The organism is Telluria sp. ZT3P25, assembly GCF_059685895.1.
Window position 1 is genome coordinate 304,668 of record NZ_JCASIJ010000001.1, and the last position, 22,322, is coordinate 326,989.

Sequence of the window (22,322 nt, forward strand, 5' to 3'; positions counted from 1 at the left end):
GGGTTCCTGTTCAGGTCTTATTCGTTGGTGCAGCCGAGGACTTCTTCGACGCTGGTCAGGCCTTGCTTGACTTTCATCAAGCCGGAGCGGCGCAGAGAGTTCACGCCTTCCTTCTCGGCCTGGGCCGCGATGTCCATCGCGTTGCCGTTGGCGAGGATCAGCGCCTCGATCGCGGGCGAGATCGGCATGATCTGGTAGATGCCGACCCGGCCTTTGTAGCCCGAGCCCAGGCAGCGGTCGCAGCCGACCGGGCCGTAAGGCTGCCAAGTGGCGTCGATGTCGCTCTCGCGGTAGCCGGCGGCGAGCAGTGCTTCGTGGCTCGTCGCCAGCGGCTGCTTGCAGGTGCACAGACGGCGCGCGAGGCGCTGGGCTGTGATCAGGATGACTGACGAGGCGATGTTGAACGGTGCCACGCCCATGTTCATCAGGCGCGTCAGTGTCGACGGCGCATCGTTCGTGTGCAGCGTCGAGAACACCATGTGACCCGTCTGCGCGGCCTTGATCGCGATGTCGGCCGTTTCCAGGTCGCGGATCTCGCCGACCATGATGATGTCGGGATCCTGGCGCAGGAACGACTTCAGGGCGACGGGGAAGGTCAGACCGGCCTTTTCGTTGACGTTAACCTGGTTCACGCCGGGCAGGTTGATTTCGGCCGGGTCTTCCGCGGTCGAGATATTGATGCCCGGTTTGTTGAGCAGGTTCAGGCAGCTGTACAGCGAGACGGTCTTGCCGGAGCCGGTCGGCCCGGTCACGAGCACCATGCCGTAGGGGCGGGCGATGGCGTCGAGCAGCAGCGCCTTCTGGTCCGGATCGTAGCCGAGCGCGTCGATGCCCATCTGGGCCTGGGTCGCGTCCAGGATACGCATGACGGTCTTTTCGCCGAACAGCGTGGGCAGCGTGCTGACGCGAAAATCGATCGTGCGCGTGGCCGACATGATCAGGCGCATGCGGCCGTCCTGCGGCACGCGTCGTTCGGCAATGTCCAGGCGCGCCAGCACCTTGATGCGCGAGACCAGCTTTTCGCGGATCGCCAGCGGCGGCGACGCATGGTCGCGCAGCACGCCGTCCACGCGCAGGCGGATGCGGTAAAACTTTTCAAAGGGTTCGAAGTGGATGTCGGATGCGCCCATCGTCACCGCGTCGATCAGGATCTTGTTCAGGAAGCGCACGATCGGCGCGTCCTCGACATCGTTGGCCGCCTCGAGGGGCGGGGCTTCCTTGTCGTCGTCGGCGAACTCGATCGCCGCTTCTTCGCCGGCCAGGTCGCTCAGGTCCTGTTCGGCGCCCTTGGCGATGGCCGCCAGCAGGGCCAGCAGGGCGTCGTGCGGCACGATCACCGGTTCGACCGTGGCCTCGCTCTGGAACTTGATCTGGTCCAGCGCCTGGCTGTTGGTGGGGTCCGACAGCGCGACCGACAGCTTGTTGCCGCGCTTGGCCAGCGCAATCACGCGCTGTGCCTGCATCAGCTTGGCATCGATGGCGCTGGCAGGCAGCACGCCCACCGAGAACGTCGACAGGTCGAGCAGCGGATAGCCAAAGGTCTCGGCGCAGAAGGCGGCCAGCGTGCGCGCGTCGATTGCGCCACTGGCCAGCAGGGCATCGATGAACGCACCTTTTTCCTGCGCGGCTTTCTTGTGCAGCATGTCCGCCTGCACGGCGCTCAGGCGGTTGGCCTGGACGAGCGCGCGCGCAAGGCCCGACAACGGTGTGCCGGTGGTCGGATGAGGGAGGACTGCTGCCATATGAGCCGGGTGTGGTACCTCAGGGAAGTGACTAGGGCGCCAGAGTCACCGGCGGGTCAAGGGATGATGCCTATGGGCATTACTTTTGTAAAGGTTTTGGTGTGACCGGCCGCAAGACGGCCATGTGGACAATCTGGCATGCAATGCCGGATCGTCCACATGGCGACGCACGCCTTGAGCACGCTACAGAGTGAGCCGCATTGGCGGCGATGAAACACTCTTGGCAAACCCATTACGGTTGTGGTCGCCTTGCAAAGCTGGGTTTTCGCAACACTTTGGCCCGTGCTGGCTGTCTGCTGTTAGCGTGCGAGCGCCAGGCGGGTGGTCGATGCTGCACCGGTTACGCCGGCCACGCCAGGCGTATGCGCAAGCTTGAAGACGGCCAGCGCCTCGGTCAGGTGGTCGGTCTGGCCGGTCAGCGATTCGGCAGCCGCTGCTGCTTCTTCGACCAGCGCCGCATTCTGCTGCGTCATTTCGTCGATGCTGCCGATGGCCAGGCCAATGTCCTCGATGCCCGCGTTCTGGCGCGTACCGGCATCGCGGATTTCGAGCATGATGGTTTGCACCTTGCCCACCGCCTCGACGATCTGCGCCATCGTCGCACCGGCTTCGTCCACCAGCGTGCTGCCGGCGTCGACCTTGGCGACCGAGTCGCCAATCAATTCCTTGATCTCCTTGGCGGCGGCGGCCGAGCGGTGCGCGAGCGTGCGCACTTCGCTGGCGACCACGGCAAAGCCGCGGCCCTGTTCGCCGGCACGCGCGGCTTCGACCGCTGCGTTCAGCGCCAGGATATTGGTCTGGAAGGCGATGCCGTCGATGGTGGCGATGATGTCGACGATGCGTTTCGACGAGGCGCTGATGTCGCCCATCGTCGTGACCACGCCGCCGACGACGTCGCCGCCGCGCGAGGCGATCTCGTTGGCCGTGACCACGAGCGCACTGGCTTCGCTGGCGTTGGCGGCATTCTGGCGCACTTCGCCCGTCAGCTCGGCCATCGCACGCGTGGTGCGGTCGACGTTCGAGGCCTGCGATTCGGTGCGGCTGGCCAGGTCGGCGTTGCCGGTGGCGATTTCGCTGCTGGCGCTGGCGATGGCGTCGGCCGAGGCCTTGATGTCGCCCACAAGCGTGGACAGGCGCGTGCGCATTTCCTTCAGTGCGGCCAGCAGGCTGCTGCTGTCGCCCGCATCGGTATGGATCTCCATCGACAGGTCGCCAGCGGCCACGGCCTGCGCAATCGTGCGCGCATAGGCGGGCTCGCCGCCGAGCTGCTGCCAGATGGTGCGGACCATGAACCACGAGATCGCCACCAGTACCGCGATCACGATCAGGGCCGACAGCACCATCGCGATGACAGTCTGGCGCACGCTGTTCTGGCTGGCTTCGATGCCGGCGGCAAACTGGAGCTGGGCCAGTTCGGCCGTCTTGGCCAGGTCGCCATTGAGCGTGGCCAAGGCCTTCTGCATGGCGCCGACGGTGGCTTGCGGGTCACCTTGCTCCAGCTCGAGCATGATGCGGGCCGACGACAGTGCCGGCGTGTAGTAAGCGGTGAATTCGGTGTTCAGGCGGGCGCTCGTGGCTTGCTGGCCAGGGATCTTGGCAAGCTCGCCGAGCGCGGTGCGCACCTTGGCGGCCTGGTTGTTGGCCTGGTCGACGAGCGCCTTGTCGTTTTCGGTGACAGCATCGGTCAGCATGACGGTGACGGCCCCGATGTCGAGCGACAGGACCTTGACAGCGTCCATCAGCGGATAGTCCACCGACTCGGTGGTGGTGATCGACTTCAGGGCGCCGTTCGCGATAGTCGCGCTGATGCCGGCGCCCAGGCCGAAGATGATGGCGGAAATGATGGGCAGTGCCCAGATCCTGCGCTTGATGCTCATGCTTGTCTCCAGATACAACGCCCGCCACGCGGCGCAGAGCCGGTGGCGGGCAGGGTTATTACTTGCTTATGGGGTGAGGACGACCTTGACGCTGGCATCGACGGCGCTCTTGTCGATGTAGCCGATGGCCTTCGGGTTGGCAGCGACGGCCGCCTTGACGCCGGCACTGTCGGCAACTTCCTTCGGCATCGTGGCCTTGCCGGTAAACACCAGCTTGGACCACAGGGCCTTGGCCTGGGCCGCGTCCTTGTCCGCGACCTTCTTGTAGAACTCGGCGCGCACCGGCGCGCTGTCAGGCTGGTCGATCGGCGTCATCGACGTCGACTTACCCAGGAAGAACTGGGCGACCTGGTCCTTGGTCAGCGCGCTCTCGGCGGCTTTCGGATTGACGACGACGACAACCTCGGCGAGGGCCGGCAGTGCAGCAAAGCCCGTGCTCAGGAAGGCAGCGATGATGATCTTTTTCATGGTCGCTCCTTAGAACACGAAGTCGAGGGCGACGGCGCCGACGGTCACCGGACCGGAGAAGCCAGGCCTGACGTTGATGAACAGGCCGTTGCCGGTTGGCTTGATGCGGTCGATCTGCACCTTCAGCGCGGCCGACTTGTAGAAGTCCCAGCGCACACCGATGGTGTCGGTGGTCTGCTCGCCCTGGCCGACGCCCGAGACGGCAATCCGGCTCACGCCGGCGCGCAGCGCCTGCAGGGTCGGGGTGCAGGCGGCCGGGAAGCCGGCAGGGCAGGCGGTCGGCACGGTGTTGTTGATGGTGCTGTCGATCTTCAGTTCCGAACGCGTGTAGTACGGCAGGAACTTGCCGATGCGGTAGCCGCCCATCACGTACCACGAGGTGGTGTCGTTGATGTAGGTCTCGGTCTTGCGCTTGGCAAATTCGCTCTGCAGCACGAAGTTGTTCCAGTCGGCGGTCAGGCCGATCGAATTGAACGTGCCCTTGTCGCCCTTGGCTTCTACTTCGCTTGCCAGTGCGGTCAGCTGGGGCAGGCGGTAGCCGGCGCCGGCGGCGCGCAGCGAGCCGATCAGCGTATTGAGCGATGGCAGGTCGTCTAGCGTGACCTTGGTGCGGGCGTGGCCCACGCGCAGTGTGAACGGGCCGTTTTCGGCCACCAGGTTCAGCGCCAGGATGTCCTTGCCGCGCACGTGGAAGCTCGTCACCGGCGCCTTGGTGCTGCCGGCTGCGAACTGCGTGGTCAGGCTCGTATTGCCGAACTCGTGGCGCCAGGTGATGTCGGCGCCATCGACGCTGTTGAACGGCACTTGCGAATACACTTCCGACGGCGGGCGCAGCATCGTGTTGGCATAGCCCACATTGCGGTAGTCCGAGATCATGAAGATCGGCAGGCCGACACGGCCCACGCGCACGCTCAGTGCATCCGAGATGCGGAACTTGGCGAAGGCCCAGCTCAGTTCGGCGCCATAACCTTCTTCAGCGTCCTTGCGCACGAGGCCCTGGGCGGTCAGCGACAACCAGTCGTTGACGGTGTAGTCGGCTTGCAGGCCGAGGTTCGAGTCGATACCGGTGCGGAAGTCGCCCGCACTGCCGCTGGCCTGGTTCGGGCGGGCGAATTCGGCACGGTCGTCATCCGAGTAGGTGGCAGCAGCGGTGCCGAATCCGCTGATTTTCACGGCGTTCTCCTGTGCCTGTGCGACCGACGCGCACAGAGGCAGCGCCAGCAAACTGGCGATCATTGTTTTTTTCATAATTGGATTAAGCTGAAACGTGAGCTGCTGGAAACGACGGCGCTGACAAGGGCAGCAGACAAGAGCACCGGTACATACTGGAATTTATTCTATCCACGCGGCAATATTGACAGCAACAGTTTTATGACACGTGGAGAGTATTCGAGACAATTCGCGGTGTAGTGTGGCCTAACTGACACAGTAAGTGGTCAGGTTGGATTCAATTATGGCAAGTTAGTCGATGCGCTCCACGGATGGCGTGGTGCAATTTACATGGCCGGGATCGTTTTGCAGGGGAATGCGGCGGCCATCGATCTCCAGGTCCGCCAGCACCGGCGGCGCGGCGCGCAGACGACCGGCGCGCATGGCGTCGAACAGGGGCGTGCAATCGCCGAGCATCACGGGCAGGCTGGCGGCCAGTTCCCAGGCACCGCGTGCGTTCTGGCGCAATACGGCGCCGCCATCCCCGTCGGCACCGACCACCACCACCTCGGGCCGCGCGTCGCCACCCAGGTCGAGCACGAACGCGTCACACGCGGCGTTCTGACTGCGCATGCAGCGCGGCAGGCGCCCCCATTGCTGCGCGTGTCGCCATTCGGTCTCCACGAAACCTGCCGGCAGCGTGGTGCCCGCCGGCCACACGCGCAGCTGGTCGGCCAGTCGCATTACGCCGGTGCCCGGGCCGGCGTCAAGGTCGGGCTGGCGCAGGCGCGCCAGTTCGGTCCGCAGCCAGGCGGCATCCGTACCGGTCGTGTTGCTCTCGACACGAGCCAGTGCGGCGCGGCCATAGCGCGCGCCGTGATGCCACAGATAGTCCAGGTCCAGTTGTCGTACCGGGATCTTGCCGGCGTCCAGACGTGCCAGCTGGCTGGCCACGGCGATGCGCCCCGGATCGCCGAGCGGCGAAAGCAGCAGCGCCAGTACGCCAATCACCGTGAAGGCGGCGGCGATGTTCACGCCGGCCAGCGTGGGTAGCCAGCCGCGCCGCAGGGCTGCCGCTGCATACCCGCCGGCATAGCACGCCGCCACCAGCAGGCAGGCGGCAGCGATCACACGGTCGGTCGACCAGCCGTGATCGACCACGCGCAGCGCGAGGGCATACGCCGCAAGCAGCGTCAGCGGCGCCAGCAGCAGGCTCGCCACGCGCGCCGAGATGGCGATGACGCGTGCCGGACGCTCGCTGCCATCCTGGTAGGCCGCATTGATCAGCACCACGAAGGTGGCCGCCGCCGAGAGCAGCATCCCGGCTGCGCTGCGCGTGGCCCACAGCGGCTCGAGCCCGGTAAACGGCAGGCTGGCCAGGAAGCCGCCCACCAGCAGCGTCAGCACCGGCAGGGTCCACGACAGCAGCACGTGCAGCAGGTTGCGGATGCCGCGCACGATGGCCGGCTTGACGTCGGTCAGGTGCAGTGCGCTGGCAAAGGCGAAGGTGGTCACGGGAATGAAGAACCAGGCCTTGCGCATGGCCTGGCTCAGGAAGTCGAGCCGGATCAGGTCGAACAGCGATGCGCCCAGTTGCAGCACGAGCCAGGTCGCGCCGACGAACAGGCCGCTGAAGGCCACCTGCAGGCCAAGGGTCCAGGCAACCTCGAAATAGGTGGCGTACGACGCCACGCGCCGGCCCTCGCGCGCGCCGGCAAGTACCAGCGCGTGGGCGATGAAGCAGCCGGCCGCCAGGCACACCCACAGGGCGCCGGACGGCGTAGGGCGCAGCATCTCAGTGCCGCCCAGGCGGCGCCAGATGTCGTACATGGTCAGCAGCGCGATCGCGACGGCGGCGGCGCCGCACCAGCGCGCCAGTGTGCGACGCGGCAGGTGCCCGAGGGCGCTGCTCAGGATGATCGGCAGCAGCACGCCCAGCATCACCAGCGGCGCGAACAGCAGGGGAACCGTCGCGGGCCATGAATTGTGTTGCAGTGCCGTGTAAAGCAGGTACAGCAGCGCACCCTGCGCCAGGCCGATCCCGATGCGCGCGTGGCCAAGCCAGCTGGGCAGGCGGTGGTCGATGGTATCAGGGAGCGTATCCATGGCGCTTAGCTACCCCGGTAGGTCGAGTACGACCAGGGTGTCATCACCAGCGGCACGTGGTAATTCTGGGCGCTGTCGCCGATGCCGAAGCCCAGCGTGATCCGGTCCAGGAAGCGCGGGGTAGACAAGGCCACGCCGCGCGCCGCGTAATAGTCGCCCGCATGAAACACCAGCTCGTACTGGCCGGGCCGCAGCGCTGCTGCATCGAGCAAGGGGCTGGCGCAGCGGCCATCGTCGTTCGTCACGTCGGCCTTGACCAGCGTGCGGCCCGCCGCGTCGAGTGCGTAAAGCTCGACGGTGATGCCGGCGCCGGGGCAGCCGTGCGCGGTGTCGAGTACGTGGGTGGTGAGTTTGCCCATGGGTGTCCTTGCGTCCGGATGGTTTCCCATCATAACGTGGCAGACGGGCCGCGTCACTTGGTGAGGTGGAGGCAGGGTCCATTCGCAATACCGTGTGCCGGCATCCTGAGTTGATTCTTGGTAGCAGGTGTATCATGAGTGATGACAGGCAAATGGCACGTAATGATCGTGGACGACGAGCTGGATTTGCTCGAGAGCGTCGCATGGCTTCTTGAAACTGAAGGCTTCCGGGTGTCGCTGCACGACGACCCGCGGCGGGCCGTGGCCGCCGTATGTGACGGGCTGACCCCGGATCTGGTCATGCTCGACTATCGCATGCCGTGGTTGAACGGCTCGCAGGCCCTCAAGCAGATGCGCGAATGCGGATTGACGGCACCGGCAGTGCTGGTGTCGGCCATGGCAAGCCTGGCTGCCGAATCGGCCGCTGCCGGCTTCGATGAGGCGTTGTCCAAGCCATTCGAGCTCGACCAGATGGTCCGCCTGATGCGACGCCTGCTGCCAGCTGCGCGCGCATCCGATCCAGGAATGTCCTGATGTACTTCCTGTCGAATGTCCGGCACCCTGATGTCGACCAGGTGCGCGCGACGTGGGAACGCTATGTGCAGCACCAAAATCTTGCGCCGGACACGCTGCGGCCGTACGTGCTCAGAGCCTGGGACCGCGCACGCGCCAGTGGCTGCAATCCTCGCCTCGGCCGCGCCGACTTGCTGGGAGAGCACGACACCCAGCAGCTGCTCGCAGAGCGTCACGAGCTCATCACGGCAACCGCGCCGTTTCTTGGAGCCCTGTCCCGGGCGGCAGGTGAGAACCGGCACGCGGCGATGCTGGCGGACACCGACGGCCGGCTGCTGTGCCTGACGGGCGACCCTGAAACCATGGCCGATGAGAATTTCCCGCGCCCGGGCTCCCTGCTCGATGAGGCGCATGCCGGCGCCAACGGCGTTGGCACCGCCATCGCGGAAAACGGTTATGTGGAACTGGTCGGCCCCGAGCATTTCATCGAAGGCTTTCATGCCTTCACGTGCCAGGGTGTACCGATCACCGGGCCACTAGGTCCGATGGGCGTGCTGAGCATGTCGGTGCGGACGCTGGCCACGGCCGACCGTGTGCGTGACATCCTGTTCTGCGCCACGGAAGCGGTGGAATGCGAGTTGCTGGCCAAGTGGCTCTCCAGCACCAGCGGCCCGGAGATCGAGCACACCCTGGAACGCCTGCGCCAGGACATGCTGCAACGCCTGACGAGCGCACGCCTGCGTATGGAGGTTGCGGCGCGCCGGATTGCCGCCGGTGCCGACGTCACCGCCATGGTGCAGACTTCCAAGGCAATGAGCGCGCAGTTCGCGCGCCAGGCGCGCACCTGGCGCGTACTGGCACTCGAGCGTACTGGCCCCGCCGAGCCCGAGCCGCTGGCACTTGCGGACATCGTGCAGGACCTGCTGGACCTGCTTGCCACCGAAGCGCGGGTGGTCGGCGTGCAGTTCGAGTGGGGCGCCGCCGACCGCGTCACGGTGCTGGACGATCGCCAGGCGCTGACGCGACGCCTGCTCGGCGGCTTTCTGTCGACCCTGCAGAAGGCAGCACCCGGCTCGACGCTGGTCGTCGACGTCGGCGCGGTTGGGGGCGTCGGGCGCACTGCGCTCAAGGAACGCGCCATCGACGGCCGGGTACGCCCCGGGCCGGTGGTCGAATCCTTGCGAGTGACGTAGAGAACGACGGGCCAGGCATCCACACTGGACTGCTGCAGGCATCGCATGGCACCATACGATCGGACAAACTCCTATCTGGAATGCTGATGCCGACCTCCTACCCGCGCGACCTGGCCGGCTACGGCCGCACGCCGCCCCATCCGCAGTGGCCGGGCGCGGCGCGCATCGCGCTGCAGTTCGTGCTCAACTACGAAGAGGGCGCTGAAAATAACGTGCTGCATGGCGATGCGGCGTCCGAAACTTTTCTTTCCGAGATCGTCGGCGCCAGTGCCTTCCCCGCGCGCCACATGAGCATGGAGTCGCTCTACGAATACGGCTCGCGCGCCGGCCTGTGGCGCCTGCTGCGCCTGTTCGAGGACCGCAAGCTGCCGCTGACCGTATTCGGCGTGGCGCAGGCGCTGGCGCGCCATCCCGACGCGGTGGCCGCGTTCCAGGAACTGGGCCACGAGATTGCCTGCCATGGTCTGCGCTGGATCTCGTACCAGAACGTCGACGAAGCCACCGAGCGCGCGCACCTGCACGAAGCAGTGGCGATTTTCCGCGACCTGACGGGGGCGGCGCCGCAGGGCTGGTACACGGGGCGCGACTCGCCCAACACACGCCGCCTCGTGGTGGAGCATGGCGGCTTTGCCTACGACGCCGACCATTACGGCGACGACCTGCCGTTCTGGCAGCACGTCGAGGCGGCCGGACCCGATGGTTTGGTGCGCCGCACGCCACACCTGGTGGTGCCCTACACGCTCGACACCAACGACATGCGCTTTGCCTCGGCCGGTGGCTTCAATTCGGGCACGCAGTTCTTTGATTACCTGAAGGATGCCTTCGACGTGCTGTACGCCGAGGGCGATCCGGATGGTTTGAACCAGCCCAAGATGCTGTCGGTCGGCCTGCATTGCCGTCTGGCGGGCCGCCCGGGCCGCACGGCAGCGCTGGCACGCTTCCTCGATTATGTGGGCCGGCACGACAAGGTCTGGGTCACGCGCCGCATCGACATCGCCAATCATTGGAAAACGGTGCATCCTTGGACCCTGTGACGGCGTTACATTATATGTTTCGTGATATGAGCCGTATCATCCATTGATTATGGGTTGGTGGGCCGTGAATGGTAGCCTTCCGCCTTTGGCGTCCAGCAATCCACTCACCAAAGACAGGCATGTCAGAACCGATCCGATTCCTCTACCAGGGCCAGGTGCGCGAACTGCGCGACGTGAAGCCCACGCAAACCATCCTGCAGCACCTGCGGGAGGACTTGCGCTGCACCGGCACCAAGGAAGGTTGCGCCGAGGGCGATTGCGGCGCCTGCACCGTGGTGATCGGTTCGCTGGAAGATGGCGAGCTGGCGCTGCGCGCCGTGAACGCCTGTATCCAGTTCACGCCGACGCTCGACGGCAAGGCGCTGTTCACAGTGGAAGATCTGGCGCAGCCGGATGGCGCGCCCCATCCCGTGCAGCAGGCGCTGGTCGAGTGCCACGGCTCGCAATGCGGCTTTTGCACGCCGGGGTTTGCGATGTCGCTGTTTGGCATGTACCTGAAGCAGGAAGGGCGCGCGCCATCGCGCTGCCAGATCAACGATGCGCTGTCCGGCAACCTGTGCCGCTGCACCGGCTACCGCCCGATCATCGACGCCGCGCGCCGCATGGTCGAACTGCCTCCGGTTGCCTTCGACCGCGCTGCGCTGGCCGAACGCCTGCGCACGCTGCAACGCAGCCACGGCTTCACGTACGCAGCGCATGGCCAACGCTTCCATGTGCCGCGCACCGTGGCTGAACTGGCGGCGCTGCGCGCTGAACACCCGGCCGCCGTGCTGCTGGCCGGTTCGACCGACGTGGGGCTGTGGGTTACCAAGCACCTGCGCGAGCTGGGCGACGTGATCTATCTCGGCCAGGTCACCGAGCTTAAAACGATGAGCGAACAAGACGGCATGCTGGAGATCGGCGCCGGCGTCTCGCTGCAGGACGCCTACCAGGCACTGGCCGCGCGCTATCCCGATGAACTGACGGAACTCTGGCAGCGCTTCGCGTCGCTGCCGATCCGCCATGCCGGCACGCTGGGCGGCAACGTGGCCAACGGCTCGCCGATCGGCGACTCGATGCCGTGGATGATTGCGCTGGGCAGCCAGGTGGTCCTGACCAGCAGCGCCGGTACGCGCGTGCTGGCGCTGGACGACTTTTACCTGGGCTACCAGAAGAAGGATCTGCGGCCCGGTGAATTCGTCCAGGCCGTGCGCGTGCCGCTGCCGCAATCGCGGCCGGGCCTGCGTTTTCGCACCTACAAACTGGCCAAGCGCTTCGACCAGGACATCTCGGCCGTGTGCGCCGCGTTTGCCATCGTGCTCGACGGCGAGACGATCGTCGACGCCCGCATCGCGTTCGGCGGCATGGCTGCAACGCCACAGCGCGCCGCGCAGGCCGAGGCTGCGCTGCTGGGCCAGCCGTGGACCGAAGCCGTCTTGACGGGCGCGATGGCCGCGCTGGGCCGCGACTATGCGCCGCTGTCGGATGCCCGCGCCTCGAGCAGCTACCGGATGCGCACTGCGCAGAACCTGCTGCGCCGCTTCTGGCTTGAGACGCGCCTGCACGATCCGCTGCCCGCGCAGGCAGTCAATGCCTTTGCCGGCGCCTGAGGAGACGATCATGAACGACGGCGGCATCAAGAACCTGGACGCCTGGGCCGAAGTGGGCCGCGCACGCAAGCACGAGTCGAGCGAGCTGCACGTGCGCGGCGGCGCGACCTTCACCGACGATATCGCCGAGCTGGCCGGTACGCTGCATGCGGCGCTCGGCCTGTCGTCGCACGCGCATGCGCACATCACCGCCATCGACCTGGCGCCAGTCCGTGCCAGCGCCGGCGTGGTCGCCGTGCTGACCGTGGCCGACATCCCGGGCCTGAACGATTGCGGCCCGATCATCCATGACGATCCGATCCTGGCCGATGGCCTGGTGCAGTACGTGGGCCAGCCGATCTTCATCGTCGTCGCCGACAGCCACGACAATGCACGCCGTGCAGCGCGCCTGGCGCAGGTCACGTACGAGGACCTGCCGGCGATCCTGACGCCGCAGGCAGCGCGCGCCGCGCAATCGTATGTGCTCCCGCCCATGCGCCTGACGCGCGGGGACGCCGAAGCCGCGTTTGCACGCGCGCCGCACACGGTCAAGGGCCAGTTGTACGTGGGTGGGCAAGAGCAGTTCTACCTCGAAGGCCAGATCGCGTATGCGATTCCCGGCGAGGACCGCGGCATGCACGTGTATTCGTCCACCCAGCACCCGAGCGAGATGCAGCACGTGATCGCCCATGCGCTTGGCCTGCATTCGCACCACGTGACGGTCGAGTGCCGGCGCATGGGCGGCGGCTTTGGCGGCAAGGAATCGCAGTCGGCGTTGTGGGCTGCCGCTGCCGCCATCGCCGCAGTGCGTACGGGCCGCCCGGTCAAGCTGCGCGCCGACCGCGACGACGACATGCTCGTCACCGGCAAGCGCCACTGCTTCCATTACGACTACGAAGTGGGCTACGACGAAGAAGGCCGCATCCTGGCCGCGCGGGTCGACATGGTCACGCGCGCCGGCTACTCGGCCGACCTGTCCGGTCCCGTGGCCACGCGCGCCGTCTGCCACTTCGATAATGCGTATTACCTGTCCGACGTCGACATCCGCGCCGCCTGCGGCAAGACCAACACGCAATCGAACACCGCGTTTCGCGGCTTCGGTGGTCCGCAGGGCGCGATTGCCATCGAATACGTACTCGACGAAATCGCGCGCAACCTGGGCCGCGATGCGCTCGATATCCGGCGCCTGAATTTCTACGGCGCGCAGGATCGCAACGTCACGCCGTATGGCCAGACGATTGTCGACAACGTCATCCCCGAACTGGTGGCCGAACTCGAAGCGGGCAGCGACTACCGCGCGCGCCGTGCAGCCGTGGACGACTACAACCACAGCAGCCCCGTGCTCAAGAAGGGGCTGGCGCTGACGCCGCTCAAGTTTGGCATCGCGTTCAACGTCACGCACCTGAACCAGGCCGGCGCGCTGGTGCACGTGTACGTGGATGGCTCCATCCTCGTCAATCACGGCGGCACAGAGATGGGGCAGGGCATCAACACCAAGGTGATGCAGGTCGTGGCGCACGAATTGGGCGTCGAACTGGGGCGCGTGCGCGCGACCGCCACCAACACCAGCAAGGTCTCGAACACGTCGGCCACCGCCGCCTCGACCGGTGCTGACCTCAACGGCAAGGCCGCGCAGGATGCGGCCGGCAAGATCCGCGCGCGACTCGCGCAATTCGCGGCGCAGCAGTACGGGGGCGCGGCCAGCGAGGTGCGCTTCGCAGCCGGCACCGTGTTCGTCGCCGGCCTGGCGCTGCCGTTCGAGGAAGTCGTCGCCAAAGCCTACCTGGCGCGCGTGCAGCTGTGGTCCGATGGTTTCTATGCCACGCCCGGCCTGCACTGGGACCCGAAGACGATGACGGGGCGTCCGTTCTCGTACTTCGCCTACGGCGCGGCGGTGTCGGAAGTGGTGGTCGACACGCTCACCGGCGAATGGAAGCTGCTGCGTGTCGATGCGCTGTACGACGCCGGCCGCTCGCTCAATCCCGCCATCGATATCGGCCAAGTCGAAGGCGCGTTCATCCAGGGCATGGGGTGGCTGACCACCGAAGAACTGTGGTGGAACCCGGCTGGCAAGCTGATGACGCACGCGCCGTCGACCTACAAAATTCCTGCGGTCTCGGACTGTCCCGAGGATTTCCGCATCGCGTTGTTCGACAATGCCAACGTCGAAGACAGCATCCACCGCTCCAAGGCCGTGGGCGAGCCGCCGCTGCTGCTGCCGTTCTCGGTGTTCTTCGCGATCCGTGACGCCATCTCGAGCGTGGGCGGACACCGGGTCAATCCGCCACTGAATGCCCCCGCGACGAGCGAAGCCATTCTGGATGCGATCGCGTTCGTCGAGGGCGCCATCGGCGCGCGCGCGTGACGATGGACTGGTTGCGCGCCCAGGGCAATGTGCCGTCCGTGCTGGTGACGGTGGCAGCCGTGAAGGGCTCGGTGCCGCGCGAGCCGGGCGCGAAGATGCTGGTGCGCGCGCACGATTTTGACGACACCATCGGCGGCGGCCATCTCGAACACCGCGCGCTGGAGATTGCGCGCACGATGCTGCAGCTTGGCGAAGCGCGCCGCTTCGAACGCTTTGCGCTTGGCCCGAGCCTTGGCCAGTGCTGCGGCGGCATCGCCTGGCTGGCGTTCGAGCGTATCGATGCCGCGCAGGTTGACCTGCTGCGCACGCGCTGCAACGTCGACACCTGGCGCCTCGTCGCGCTGGACGGCGCGTGCGAGTGGGCCTTGTTCGACGACGCGGCGCCCCTCGCGGGTACGCCGGACGCGCCAGCGTTCGAACGCGTACCCGAAGCCCGGGTGCTGGAAGGCGAGGGAGGGCGCCGCTGGCTGCTCGACCCGGTCCTGGCGCCGCGCGCGCACCTGATGCTGTTCGGCGCCGGGCACGTGGGCGCCGCCATCGTGCGTGCGCTGGCCGAGCTGCCATGCCGCGTGACGTGGGTCGATGAGCGCGACGCCATGTTCCCGGCATCCACCCCTGCGAACGTGACGATCGAGGCGACCGATACGCCCGAGGCGCTGGTAGCACACGCTGCGCCCGGCACGAGCTTTCTCGTCATGACCCACAGCCACGCGCTTGACCTGCGCCTGTGCCACGCGATCCTGGCGCGCCCCGCGCATCCGGCCACGCCCGATTGGTTCGGCCTGATCGGATCAGGCACCAAGCGCAGCCAGTTCGAAGCGCGCCTGCGCGAGCGCGGCATCGACGATGCGCGCCTGGCCAATATGGTCTGCCCGATCGGCTTGCCCGATATTGCCGGCAAGGCCCCGGCCGTGATCGCGGCGTCGAGTGTGGCGCAATTGCTGGCCGTGTGGGAAGCTGCACATCACCCCGAACCTCAACCGGAATTTTTGTAATGCCCACTGCATCACCCAATGTGCAGGCCTATCGCGCCAGCCTGCTGCACTTTCGCGCCGATCCGGCGTTCGACGACGGCGCCGCGCTGTTTCACGAAGACGGCCTGCTGATTGTCGAGGATGGCCGCATCCAGGCCGCCGGCGACTACGCCGCGCTCGCGCCCACGCTGCCGGCGGGCCTCGAACCCGTCGATTACCGCGGCAAGCTGATCGTCCCGGGCTTCATCGACACGCACCTGCATTACCCGCAGACCGACATGATTGCTTCGCCGGCCCCGGGCCTGCTGCCGTGGCTCGAGACCTATACGTTCCCGACCGAGCGCCGCTACGAAGATCATGAAGATGGGCGCTCCACGGCCGACTTCTTTCTCGACGAACTGCTGCGCTGCGGGACCACGACGGCGATGGTCTACTGCACCGTGCACCCGCAATCGGTCGACGCGTTCTTTGCCGCGAGCGAAGCGCGTAACCTGCGCATGGTGGCCGGCAAGGTGCTGATGGACCGCAATTGCCCGGACTTCCTGCGCGACCTCGAAGGTGAGCTTGGCGAGAGCGAAGCGCTGATCAAGCGCTGGCACAAGCGCGGCCGCGCGCTGTATGCGATCACGCCGCGCTTTGCGCCGACGTCGACCGAAACCCAATTGCGCCTGACGGGCGAACTGGCGGCGGCGTACCCGGACACCTTCATCCAGACCCACGTGGCCGAGAACCGCGACGAGTGCACCTGGGTGGGCGAGCTGTTCCCGCAGGCGCGCAGCTATCTCGACGTGTACGACAGCTACGGTCTGATGCGCCCGCGCGCGATGTTCGGCCACTGCATCTGGCTCGACGACGAGGACATGGCGCGCATGGCGGCTACCGGCTCGGCCGCCGCCGTATGCCCCACGTCGAACCTGTTCCTGGGCAGCGGCCTGTTCGACTTCGAACGCGCCGACAAGGCCGGCATGCTGCTGTCGCTGGGCACGGACGTTGGCGCCGGCACCTCGTTCTCGCTGCTGCAGACGATGAACGAAGCGTACAAGGTCGCGCGCATGAAGGGCAGTTACCTGACGGCGCTGCGCATGTTTTATCTCGCCACGCTGGGCGCGGCGCGCGCGATGGGGCTGGAGGATACGATCGGCAGCTTCGCGCCCGGTCTCGAAGCCGATTTCGTGGTGCTTGACCGCGAAGCGACGCCGCTGATGGCGCGCCGCACGAGCCACAGCCACTCGCTCGAAGAGCTGCTGTTCGCGCTGGCGCTGCTGGGTGATGACCGCACGGTAGCCGCGACGTATTCGTATGGTCGCCTGGTGCACGAAAGGTAGGGTTGACAATATTGCCAACCCCGCACGAAGGCGTTAGAGTTGGGCGCTTGTCATTTATTCGCCATTCATCCTGAAAGTCTCACCATGCACAAGTATTTGCCCGGCAGTGCGCTGCTGGCGCTGGCCGTCGTCGCTTCGCCCGTCCTGGCCCGGGCGCCATCGGTCACCGCCAACGAATCGGCCACCGCGCGTCACTACGCCAGCCTGATCGAGGGCAGCACGCCGCGCCTGTCCGAGCTGACGATGTTCTTCACGCAGATGCCCAAGGGCGGCGATTTGCACCACCATTATTCGGGCGCGATCTATGCCGAGACCTATGTCGATTTCGTCGACAAGCAGGGCTTCTGCATCGACAAAACCACCTACCGCATCGAGACCGACAAGGCGACCATCGCCGCGCAGCGCGCCAAGCCGGCTGCGGAGCGTACCTGCCTGTCGGGCGCACAAGTCAATGCTGATGAAAACACCTGGCGCGAGCTGGTCAAGCGCTGGTCGAACAAGGATTTCGGCAACCACGTCGCCATCCAGCCGGCGCCGGACCGCCTGTTCTTCGGCACCTTCGGCTACTTCGGCCCGGTGGCCAACGACAATCTGCGCGAAGGCCTGCAAGAGATCAAGGCGCGCGCCATCGCCGAAAATGTCGGCTACATCGAAACGATGTTCCTGCTCTCGCCGTTCGTGGCCAACCCCGCGTTCGACACCAGCACCCGCGCCAGCGTGAACGACGACGCGGCGCTGGGCGCCCAGTTGCGCGCCGAACTGGCCGCGCTGGACGCCAACGCCGCCTACAACACGTCGATCGACACCTTCGTCGCGCAGATCAATGCTGCGTCGGAAGGCATCGACGACGAGCGCTTCACGATGCGCTACCAGAACTACACGCTGCGCCTCCTGGCGCCGTCGCAGGTGTTTTCGGCGATGGTGTCGAGCTTCAAGGCCGCCGCCAAGGGCGGCCGCATCGTCGGCGTGAACATCGTCGGCCAGGAAAGCCTGAACGTGTCGATGCGCGACTACCTGCTGCACATGAAGATGTTCCGCTTCCTGAAAACGGTGTATCCGGACGTGAAAGTGGCGATGCATGCGGGCGAACTGGCGCTGGGTGAAGTGCCGCCCGAAGGCCTGAAGTTCCACATCGACAGCGCCCTGGGCATTGCCGGCGCCGACCGCATCGGCCATGGCCTGGACCTGGCGCATGAAGCCAATGCACCGGCCATCATCAAGACGATGCGCGAGAAGGATATTCCGGTCGAGATCAACCTGACCTCGAACGCGTTCATCAGCGGCGTGGCAGGCGCGGATCATCCGATCCACCTGTACCGCAAGTATGGCGTGCCCTACGTGATTTCGACTGACGACGCCGGCGTGACCCGTCACACGCTGTCGCACGAGTACGTGCAATTTGCCAGCCAGTTCAAGCCTGCTTACGCGGAAATCAAGAAAGCGTCGTACAACAGCATCCGCTACGCGTTCCTGCCCGTTGCAGAAAAACAACGCTTAACGAAACAGCTCGACGGGCGTTACGTCCGATTCGAAGCGCAAGTCGCTGCCATGGCGAGCCAGACCGCGCGCGCGAAATAAAGTGTGTCATCCCCGATCCGGCGCTCGCCGGATCGCCTCCCTGTCATAAACAACCTTCGACTTTTCGGTACTAAGTGCGTCCGGAAGTCGGGTTTGTCGTCTTCTCGCTACAGAATTTCCCCTTGCACCGCTGGTTCTACTGATTTTTTGCCGAAAAAATTTCACCGTGGAATGCCACGCATATAATTCCGCCATGTCATAAAGCGCGCCAAATGACACGATTTATGTCGCGTAACGACAACGTCGACGGGGTGATTTATACGGAAAAGCTCTGAATAGCGAAGCCAAATTGAATTTGTCGGGCTGAAAACGCTGATGCATATTGGCGCAATTCTGGTGTAAATCAAACCACACATCGTGTCATTTTGTTGAAACATTGTACCGATACAATCGCAGCCGCTTGCCGGCTGAATCACTGACGCGGCACGACGAATATAACAAGCAGTAAAGCAGGGGAGGATGTCCGTCGGGCGTCCAACAAACAACTTTGAAGTTCTTTTTGGGGTAATCAATGATCACTCAACAGCAGATCCGGCTCACCAAGTTGGCGCTGGCTTTGTCAGTTGCGTTGGCGGCGTCGCCGTCGTTCGCACAGAACACCACTTCGGCCGTCGGTGGCCGTATCTCGAACGTCTCGGGTCAGCCGGCTGCCGGCGCGCAAGTGCAGATCCTGCACACCGAGTCGGGTTCTGTCAGCAATGTCGTGACCGACGCTGAAGGCCGCTACGTTGCACGCGGTCTGCGCGTGGGTGGTCCATACACGATCACCATCACCAAAGATGGCATCACCCAAACCCGTAACAACGTCTTCCTCGACCTGGCACAGACCGCCGAAGTCGACGCCACCCTGGGCGTGCAGACCGTGACCGTCGCCGGTACCGCATCGCGTTCGGAAGTCTTCTCGAACAACAATATGGGTGCGGGCACCGCGATCAGCAATACCCAGCTCCAGACCCAGGCATCGATCAACCGCAACTTGCAGGACTATGCCCGCGCTGACCCGCGTGTGTCGCAGACCGACAAGGAACGCGGCGAAATCTCGGTCGCCGGCCAGAACTCGCGCTACAACTCGCTGACCATCGACGGCGTCGCGATCAACGACACGTTCGGCCTGGAAGCGAACGGCAGCCCGACCGCGCGCCAGCCGATTTCGATCGAAGCGATCCAGTCGGTGCAGGTCAACGTCGCCAACTACGATGTCACCCAAAAAGGCTATACCGGCGGCAACATCAACGCCGTAACCAAGTCGGGTACCAACACCTACAAGGGTGGTGTGTACTACGTGTTCCGCAACGACACCATGTCGGGCGACCGTTACAACCCGACGGACGACACCTATAGCGATGCACCGAAGTCCAAGGAAACGACCAAGGGTATCTGGGCCAGCGGCCCGCTGATCCAGGACAAGCTGTTCATCTACGCGCTGGCCGAGAACTTCGAAAGCTCGCGCTCGAGCCCGGCCTTCGGTCCGATCGGCAGCGGTGCTGGTACCACCGTCGGCATTACCCAGTCGGCCATCGCTGCAGCCCAGAACATCGCCCAGACGACTTACGGCACTGACATCGGCAGTACGGAAGTGCCTGCCGGTTCCATGCTGACCTCGAAAGAGCGCATGTTGAAGTTCGACTGGAATATTACTGACGAACACCGCGCCAACCTGCGCTACGCCAAGACCGAACAGAACGAGCCGTTCTACCCGGGCTTCTCGGCCACCGGCGTCGGCCTGTCGTCGGGCTTCTACAATCAGGGCAAGTCGATCGAGACCGTCGTGGCCCAGCTGTTCTCGGACTGGACCCCGAACTTCTCGACCGAACTGCGCTTCTCGACCCGCGATTACGATTCGATCCCGAAGAACGCAACCGCGATGCCAGCCATCTCGCTGCAGTTCCAGGGCGCGCTGCCAGCCGGCGCCCCAGCCGGCGTGCCGACTGGTAACCGTTTCCTGAACTTCGGTACCGAATACAGCCGTCAAAACAACGTGCTGCGCACCGACACCAAGGACTTCTACGCCGGCGCCAACTGGATCGTGGGCGACCACGAAATCAAGGGCGGCGTCGACCAGACCAAGAACAAGGTCTACAACGCGTTCCTGCAGGGCGTGTACGGCCAGTACACCTTCGGCTGTATCGCCAGCACCAGCGCCACGTTCTACGGTTTCGGCGCGCTGCCGAACTGCTCGACCGCGAGCCAGGCAACGCTGGAAGCAGCCGTGCTGGAGAACTTCCGCCGCGGCCGTCCGACCTTCTACAATGTGCAGACGCCAGTCGCCGGCGGCTCGCTGAACAATGCGATCGCCCAGTTCGAAGTCAAGAACACCGGTCTGTTCCTGCAAGATACCTGGACCGTCAGCGAAGACCTGACCGTGACCTACGGCGTGCGCTATGACCGCAACGACGTCGGCGGGCGTCCACTGGCCAATGCTGCCGTGGCTCAGGCTGTCATCGCAGGCAACCCGGCAACCGGCGTGCGCCAGCGCGGCGGCTTCGGCTACGACAACACCCGCACCATCGATGGCCAGGACCTGATCCAGCCGCGCGTTGGCTTCAACTACCGCTTCAGCAACGCGCCACGGCCAACCCAGCTGCGCGGCGGCTTCGGCCTGTTCCAGGGCGCGGCGGCAACCGTGTGGATGTCGAATCCGTTCTCGAACCCGGGCGTTGCAACGCGCTTCGTGAGCTGCTCGACGACTGCTGCTGTCAACTGCCCGACCACCGGTGGCCTGTTCAACATCGATCCGAACGCCCAGCCTAACGTGGCAGGCGTGACCCCAGCGGCCAACGTCGACATTCTCGATCCGACCTTCAAACAGCCGTCGATCTGGAAGGCCAACGTTGCTTTCGACACTGAACTGCCATGGTATGGCGTTGTCTTTGGTGCGGAGTACCTGTACACCAAGAACAAAGACAGCATCTACTACGAAAACCTGAATCTGGGCGCCGCAACCGCGACCGGTTCGGATGGTCGTCAACTGTTCTGGAACGCCGGTGGCCGCGACGCCAGCTGCTTCAGCGTTGCCAATGGCACCGTCTCGACCCGTTCGGGCTGCGTGACGTCGCGCGCTCTGAGCAACCTGAGCTACAACAATGTGCTGCTGGCCAAGGGCACCGACAAGGGTGATGCGAATATCGTTACCCTGTCGCTGTCGCGTCCGTTGACCAAGGGCTTTGGCTGGTCGGTTGCTTACAGCTATACCGATGCGACCGAAGTCTCGCCACTGACCTCGTCGACCTCGAGCTCGAACTATTCCGGCCGCTCGGTGTTCAACCCGAACGAAGAAGTCACCGCCAACTCGAGCTATCTGGTGAAGAACCGTGTCAGCGCGTTGATGAACTTCCAGAAGAAATTCTTCGGCGAGTACAACACCCGTCTTGGCATCTTCTACGAAGGCCGTGAAGGCAAGCCGTACAGCTGGACGTTCAACAATGACATGAACGGCGACAACCTGGCCGGCAACGACCTGATGTACATTCCGACCGCGTTCGGTTCCGGCGAAGTCGTGTTCTACGGCGATACCGCGACCAACAAGGCGAATGAGCAGAAGTTCTGGGACATCGTCAATTCGAACGACCAGCTCAAGAGCGCCGCTGGTGGCGCCGTGAAACGCAACGGCAGCTTCGCCAAGTGGACCAACAGCTTCGACGTTCGCATCAGCCAGGAAATCCCGGGCTTGTTCGAGCGTAACAAGGGCACGTTCTCACTCGACATCTTGAACTTCGGCAACCTGCTGAACAAGAAGTGGGGCCGTATCTACGAAGTGCCATTCCAGGGTAACGGCGGCACGGCGCGCAGCTTCGTTGACTACGCAGGTATCGATGCGCAGGGACGTTATGTGTACGCAGTGCGTCCACAAGTCGAATCGCAGGATCTGCGTCAGGCCAAGGGCGAATCGCAGTGGGCTATCCAGGCAACCGTCAAGTACGAGTTCTAAGTACTTGGGTTCGCTGAAGTAGCCAGAACGGCCGGTGGAAACACCGGCCGTTTTTTCATCAAAAAAGTCGGTAGCCCTGATGCTGTAAGGATTTCCTGCGCACAGGCGGCATGGGATAATGCCTGCTGTTGCGCTTATCCAAG

Annotated in this window: 15 protein-coding genes; 9 read left to right on the plus strand and 6 right to left on the minus strand. The window is 64.8% G+C overall.

Annotated elements, in window-relative coordinates:
* Positions 1–17: 17 nt before the first annotated feature.
* From pilB to uraH, 6 genes are all read right to left on the minus strand, one after another.
* On the minus strand, positions 18–1,742 hold the full coding sequence (gene pilB / locus AC56LY_RS01415; protein WP_499575858.1) for a type IV-A pilus assembly ATPase PilB: 1,725 nt from the start codon (positions 1,740–1,742) through the stop codon (positions 18–20).
* A gap of 299 nt (positions 1,743–2,041) precedes the next feature.
* Complete coding sequence (locus AC56LY_RS01420) at positions 2,042–3,619, minus strand: methyl-accepting chemotaxis protein (protein WP_499575860.1); 1,578 nt, start codon at positions 3,617–3,619, stop codon at positions 2,042–2,044.
* A gap of 66 nt (positions 3,620–3,685) precedes the next feature.
* On the minus strand, positions 3,686–4,087 hold the full coding sequence (locus tag AC56LY_RS01425) for a type 2 periplasmic-binding domain-containing protein (RefSeq protein ID WP_499575861.1): 402 nt from the start codon (positions 4,085–4,087) through the stop codon (positions 3,686–3,688).
* 9 nt (positions 4,088–4,096) lie between these two features.
* Positions 4,097–5,323, minus strand: coding sequence for a porin (locus AC56LY_RS01430; RefSeq protein ID WP_499575863.1), 1,227 nt, complete (start codon positions 5,321–5,323; stop codon positions 4,097–4,099).
* Positions 5,324–5,548: 225 nt separating this feature from the next.
* Positions 5,549–7,342 (minus strand): DUF4153 domain-containing protein, encoded by a 1,794-nt coding sequence (locus tag AC56LY_RS01435; RefSeq protein WP_499575865.1) that lies wholly within the window; start codon positions 7,340–7,342, stop codon positions 5,549–5,551.
* A gap of 5 nt (positions 7,343–7,347) precedes the next feature.
* The gene (gene uraH, locus AC56LY_RS01440) at positions 7,348–7,701 is read right to left on the minus strand and encodes a hydroxyisourate hydrolase (protein WP_499575867.1); all 354 of its coding nucleotides are present in this window, start codon (positions 7,699–7,701) and stop codon (positions 7,348–7,350) included.
* 141 nt (positions 7,702–7,842) lie between these two features.
* Here uraH and AC56LY_RS01445 point away from each other — a divergent pair, with 141 nt between their 5' ends.
* The 9 genes from AC56LY_RS01445 to AC56LY_RS01485 all read left to right on the plus strand — a co-directional run bounded on the left by AC56LY_RS01445 (position 7,843) and on the right by AC56LY_RS01485 (position 22,179).
* A complete protein-coding gene (locus AC56LY_RS01445) occupies positions 7,843–8,235 on the plus strand; it encodes a response regulator (RefSeq protein WP_499581909.1) in 393 nt (130 codons plus the stop codon).
* The gene (locus AC56LY_RS01450) at positions 8,235–9,407 is read left to right on the plus strand and encodes a sigma-54-dependent transcriptional regulator family protein (RefSeq protein ID WP_499575870.1); all 1,173 of its coding nucleotides are present in this window, start codon (positions 8,235–8,237) and stop codon (positions 9,405–9,407) included. The genes AC56LY_RS01445 and AC56LY_RS01450 overlap by 1 nt, the downstream gene beginning before the upstream one ends.
* A gap of 86 nt (positions 9,408–9,493) precedes the next feature.
* Positions 9,494–10,441 carry an allantoinase PuuE gene (gene puuE / locus AC56LY_RS01455; RefSeq protein ID WP_499575872.1) on the plus strand — a complete coding sequence of 316 codons (948 nt, stop codon included), beginning with the start codon at positions 9,494–9,496 and terminating at the stop codon, positions 10,439–10,441.
* A gap of 119 nt (positions 10,442–10,560) precedes the next feature.
* Entirely contained in the window at positions 10,561–12,030 is a 1,470-nt protein-coding gene (xdhA, locus tag AC56LY_RS01460; RefSeq protein ID WP_499575876.1) for a xanthine dehydrogenase small subunit, read from the plus strand.
* A gap of 10 nt (positions 12,031–12,040) precedes the next feature.
* The gene (gene xdhB / locus AC56LY_RS01465; protein ID WP_499575879.1) at positions 12,041–14,374 is read left to right on the plus strand and encodes a xanthine dehydrogenase molybdopterin binding subunit; all 2,334 of its coding nucleotides are present in this window, start codon (positions 12,041–12,043) and stop codon (positions 14,372–14,374) included.
* A 2-nt stretch (positions 14,375–14,376) separates the two neighbouring features.
* A complete protein-coding gene (gene xdhC, locus AC56LY_RS01470; RefSeq protein ID WP_499575881.1) occupies positions 14,377–15,369 on the plus strand; it encodes a xanthine dehydrogenase accessory protein XdhC in 993 nt (330 codons plus the stop codon).
* Positions 15,369–16,673: a guanine deaminase gene (gene guaD, locus AC56LY_RS01475; RefSeq protein WP_499575883.1), complete on the plus strand. Its 1,305-nt coding sequence runs from the start codon at positions 15,369–15,371 to the stop codon at positions 16,671–16,673. Before xdhC ends, guaD begins: the two co-directional genes overlap by 1 nt.
* Before the next feature lie 84 nt (positions 16,674–16,757).
* Positions 16,758–18,251: an adenosine deaminase gene (locus tag AC56LY_RS01480; protein ID WP_499575885.1), complete on the plus strand. Its 1,494-nt coding sequence runs from the start codon at positions 16,758–16,760 to the stop codon at positions 18,249–18,251.
* A gap of 511 nt (positions 18,252–18,762) precedes the next feature.
* A complete protein-coding gene (locus tag AC56LY_RS01485) occupies positions 18,763–22,179 on the plus strand; it encodes a TonB-dependent receptor (protein ID WP_499575889.1) in 3,417 nt (1,138 codons plus the stop codon).
* Positions 22,180–22,322 lie beyond the last annotated feature (143 nt).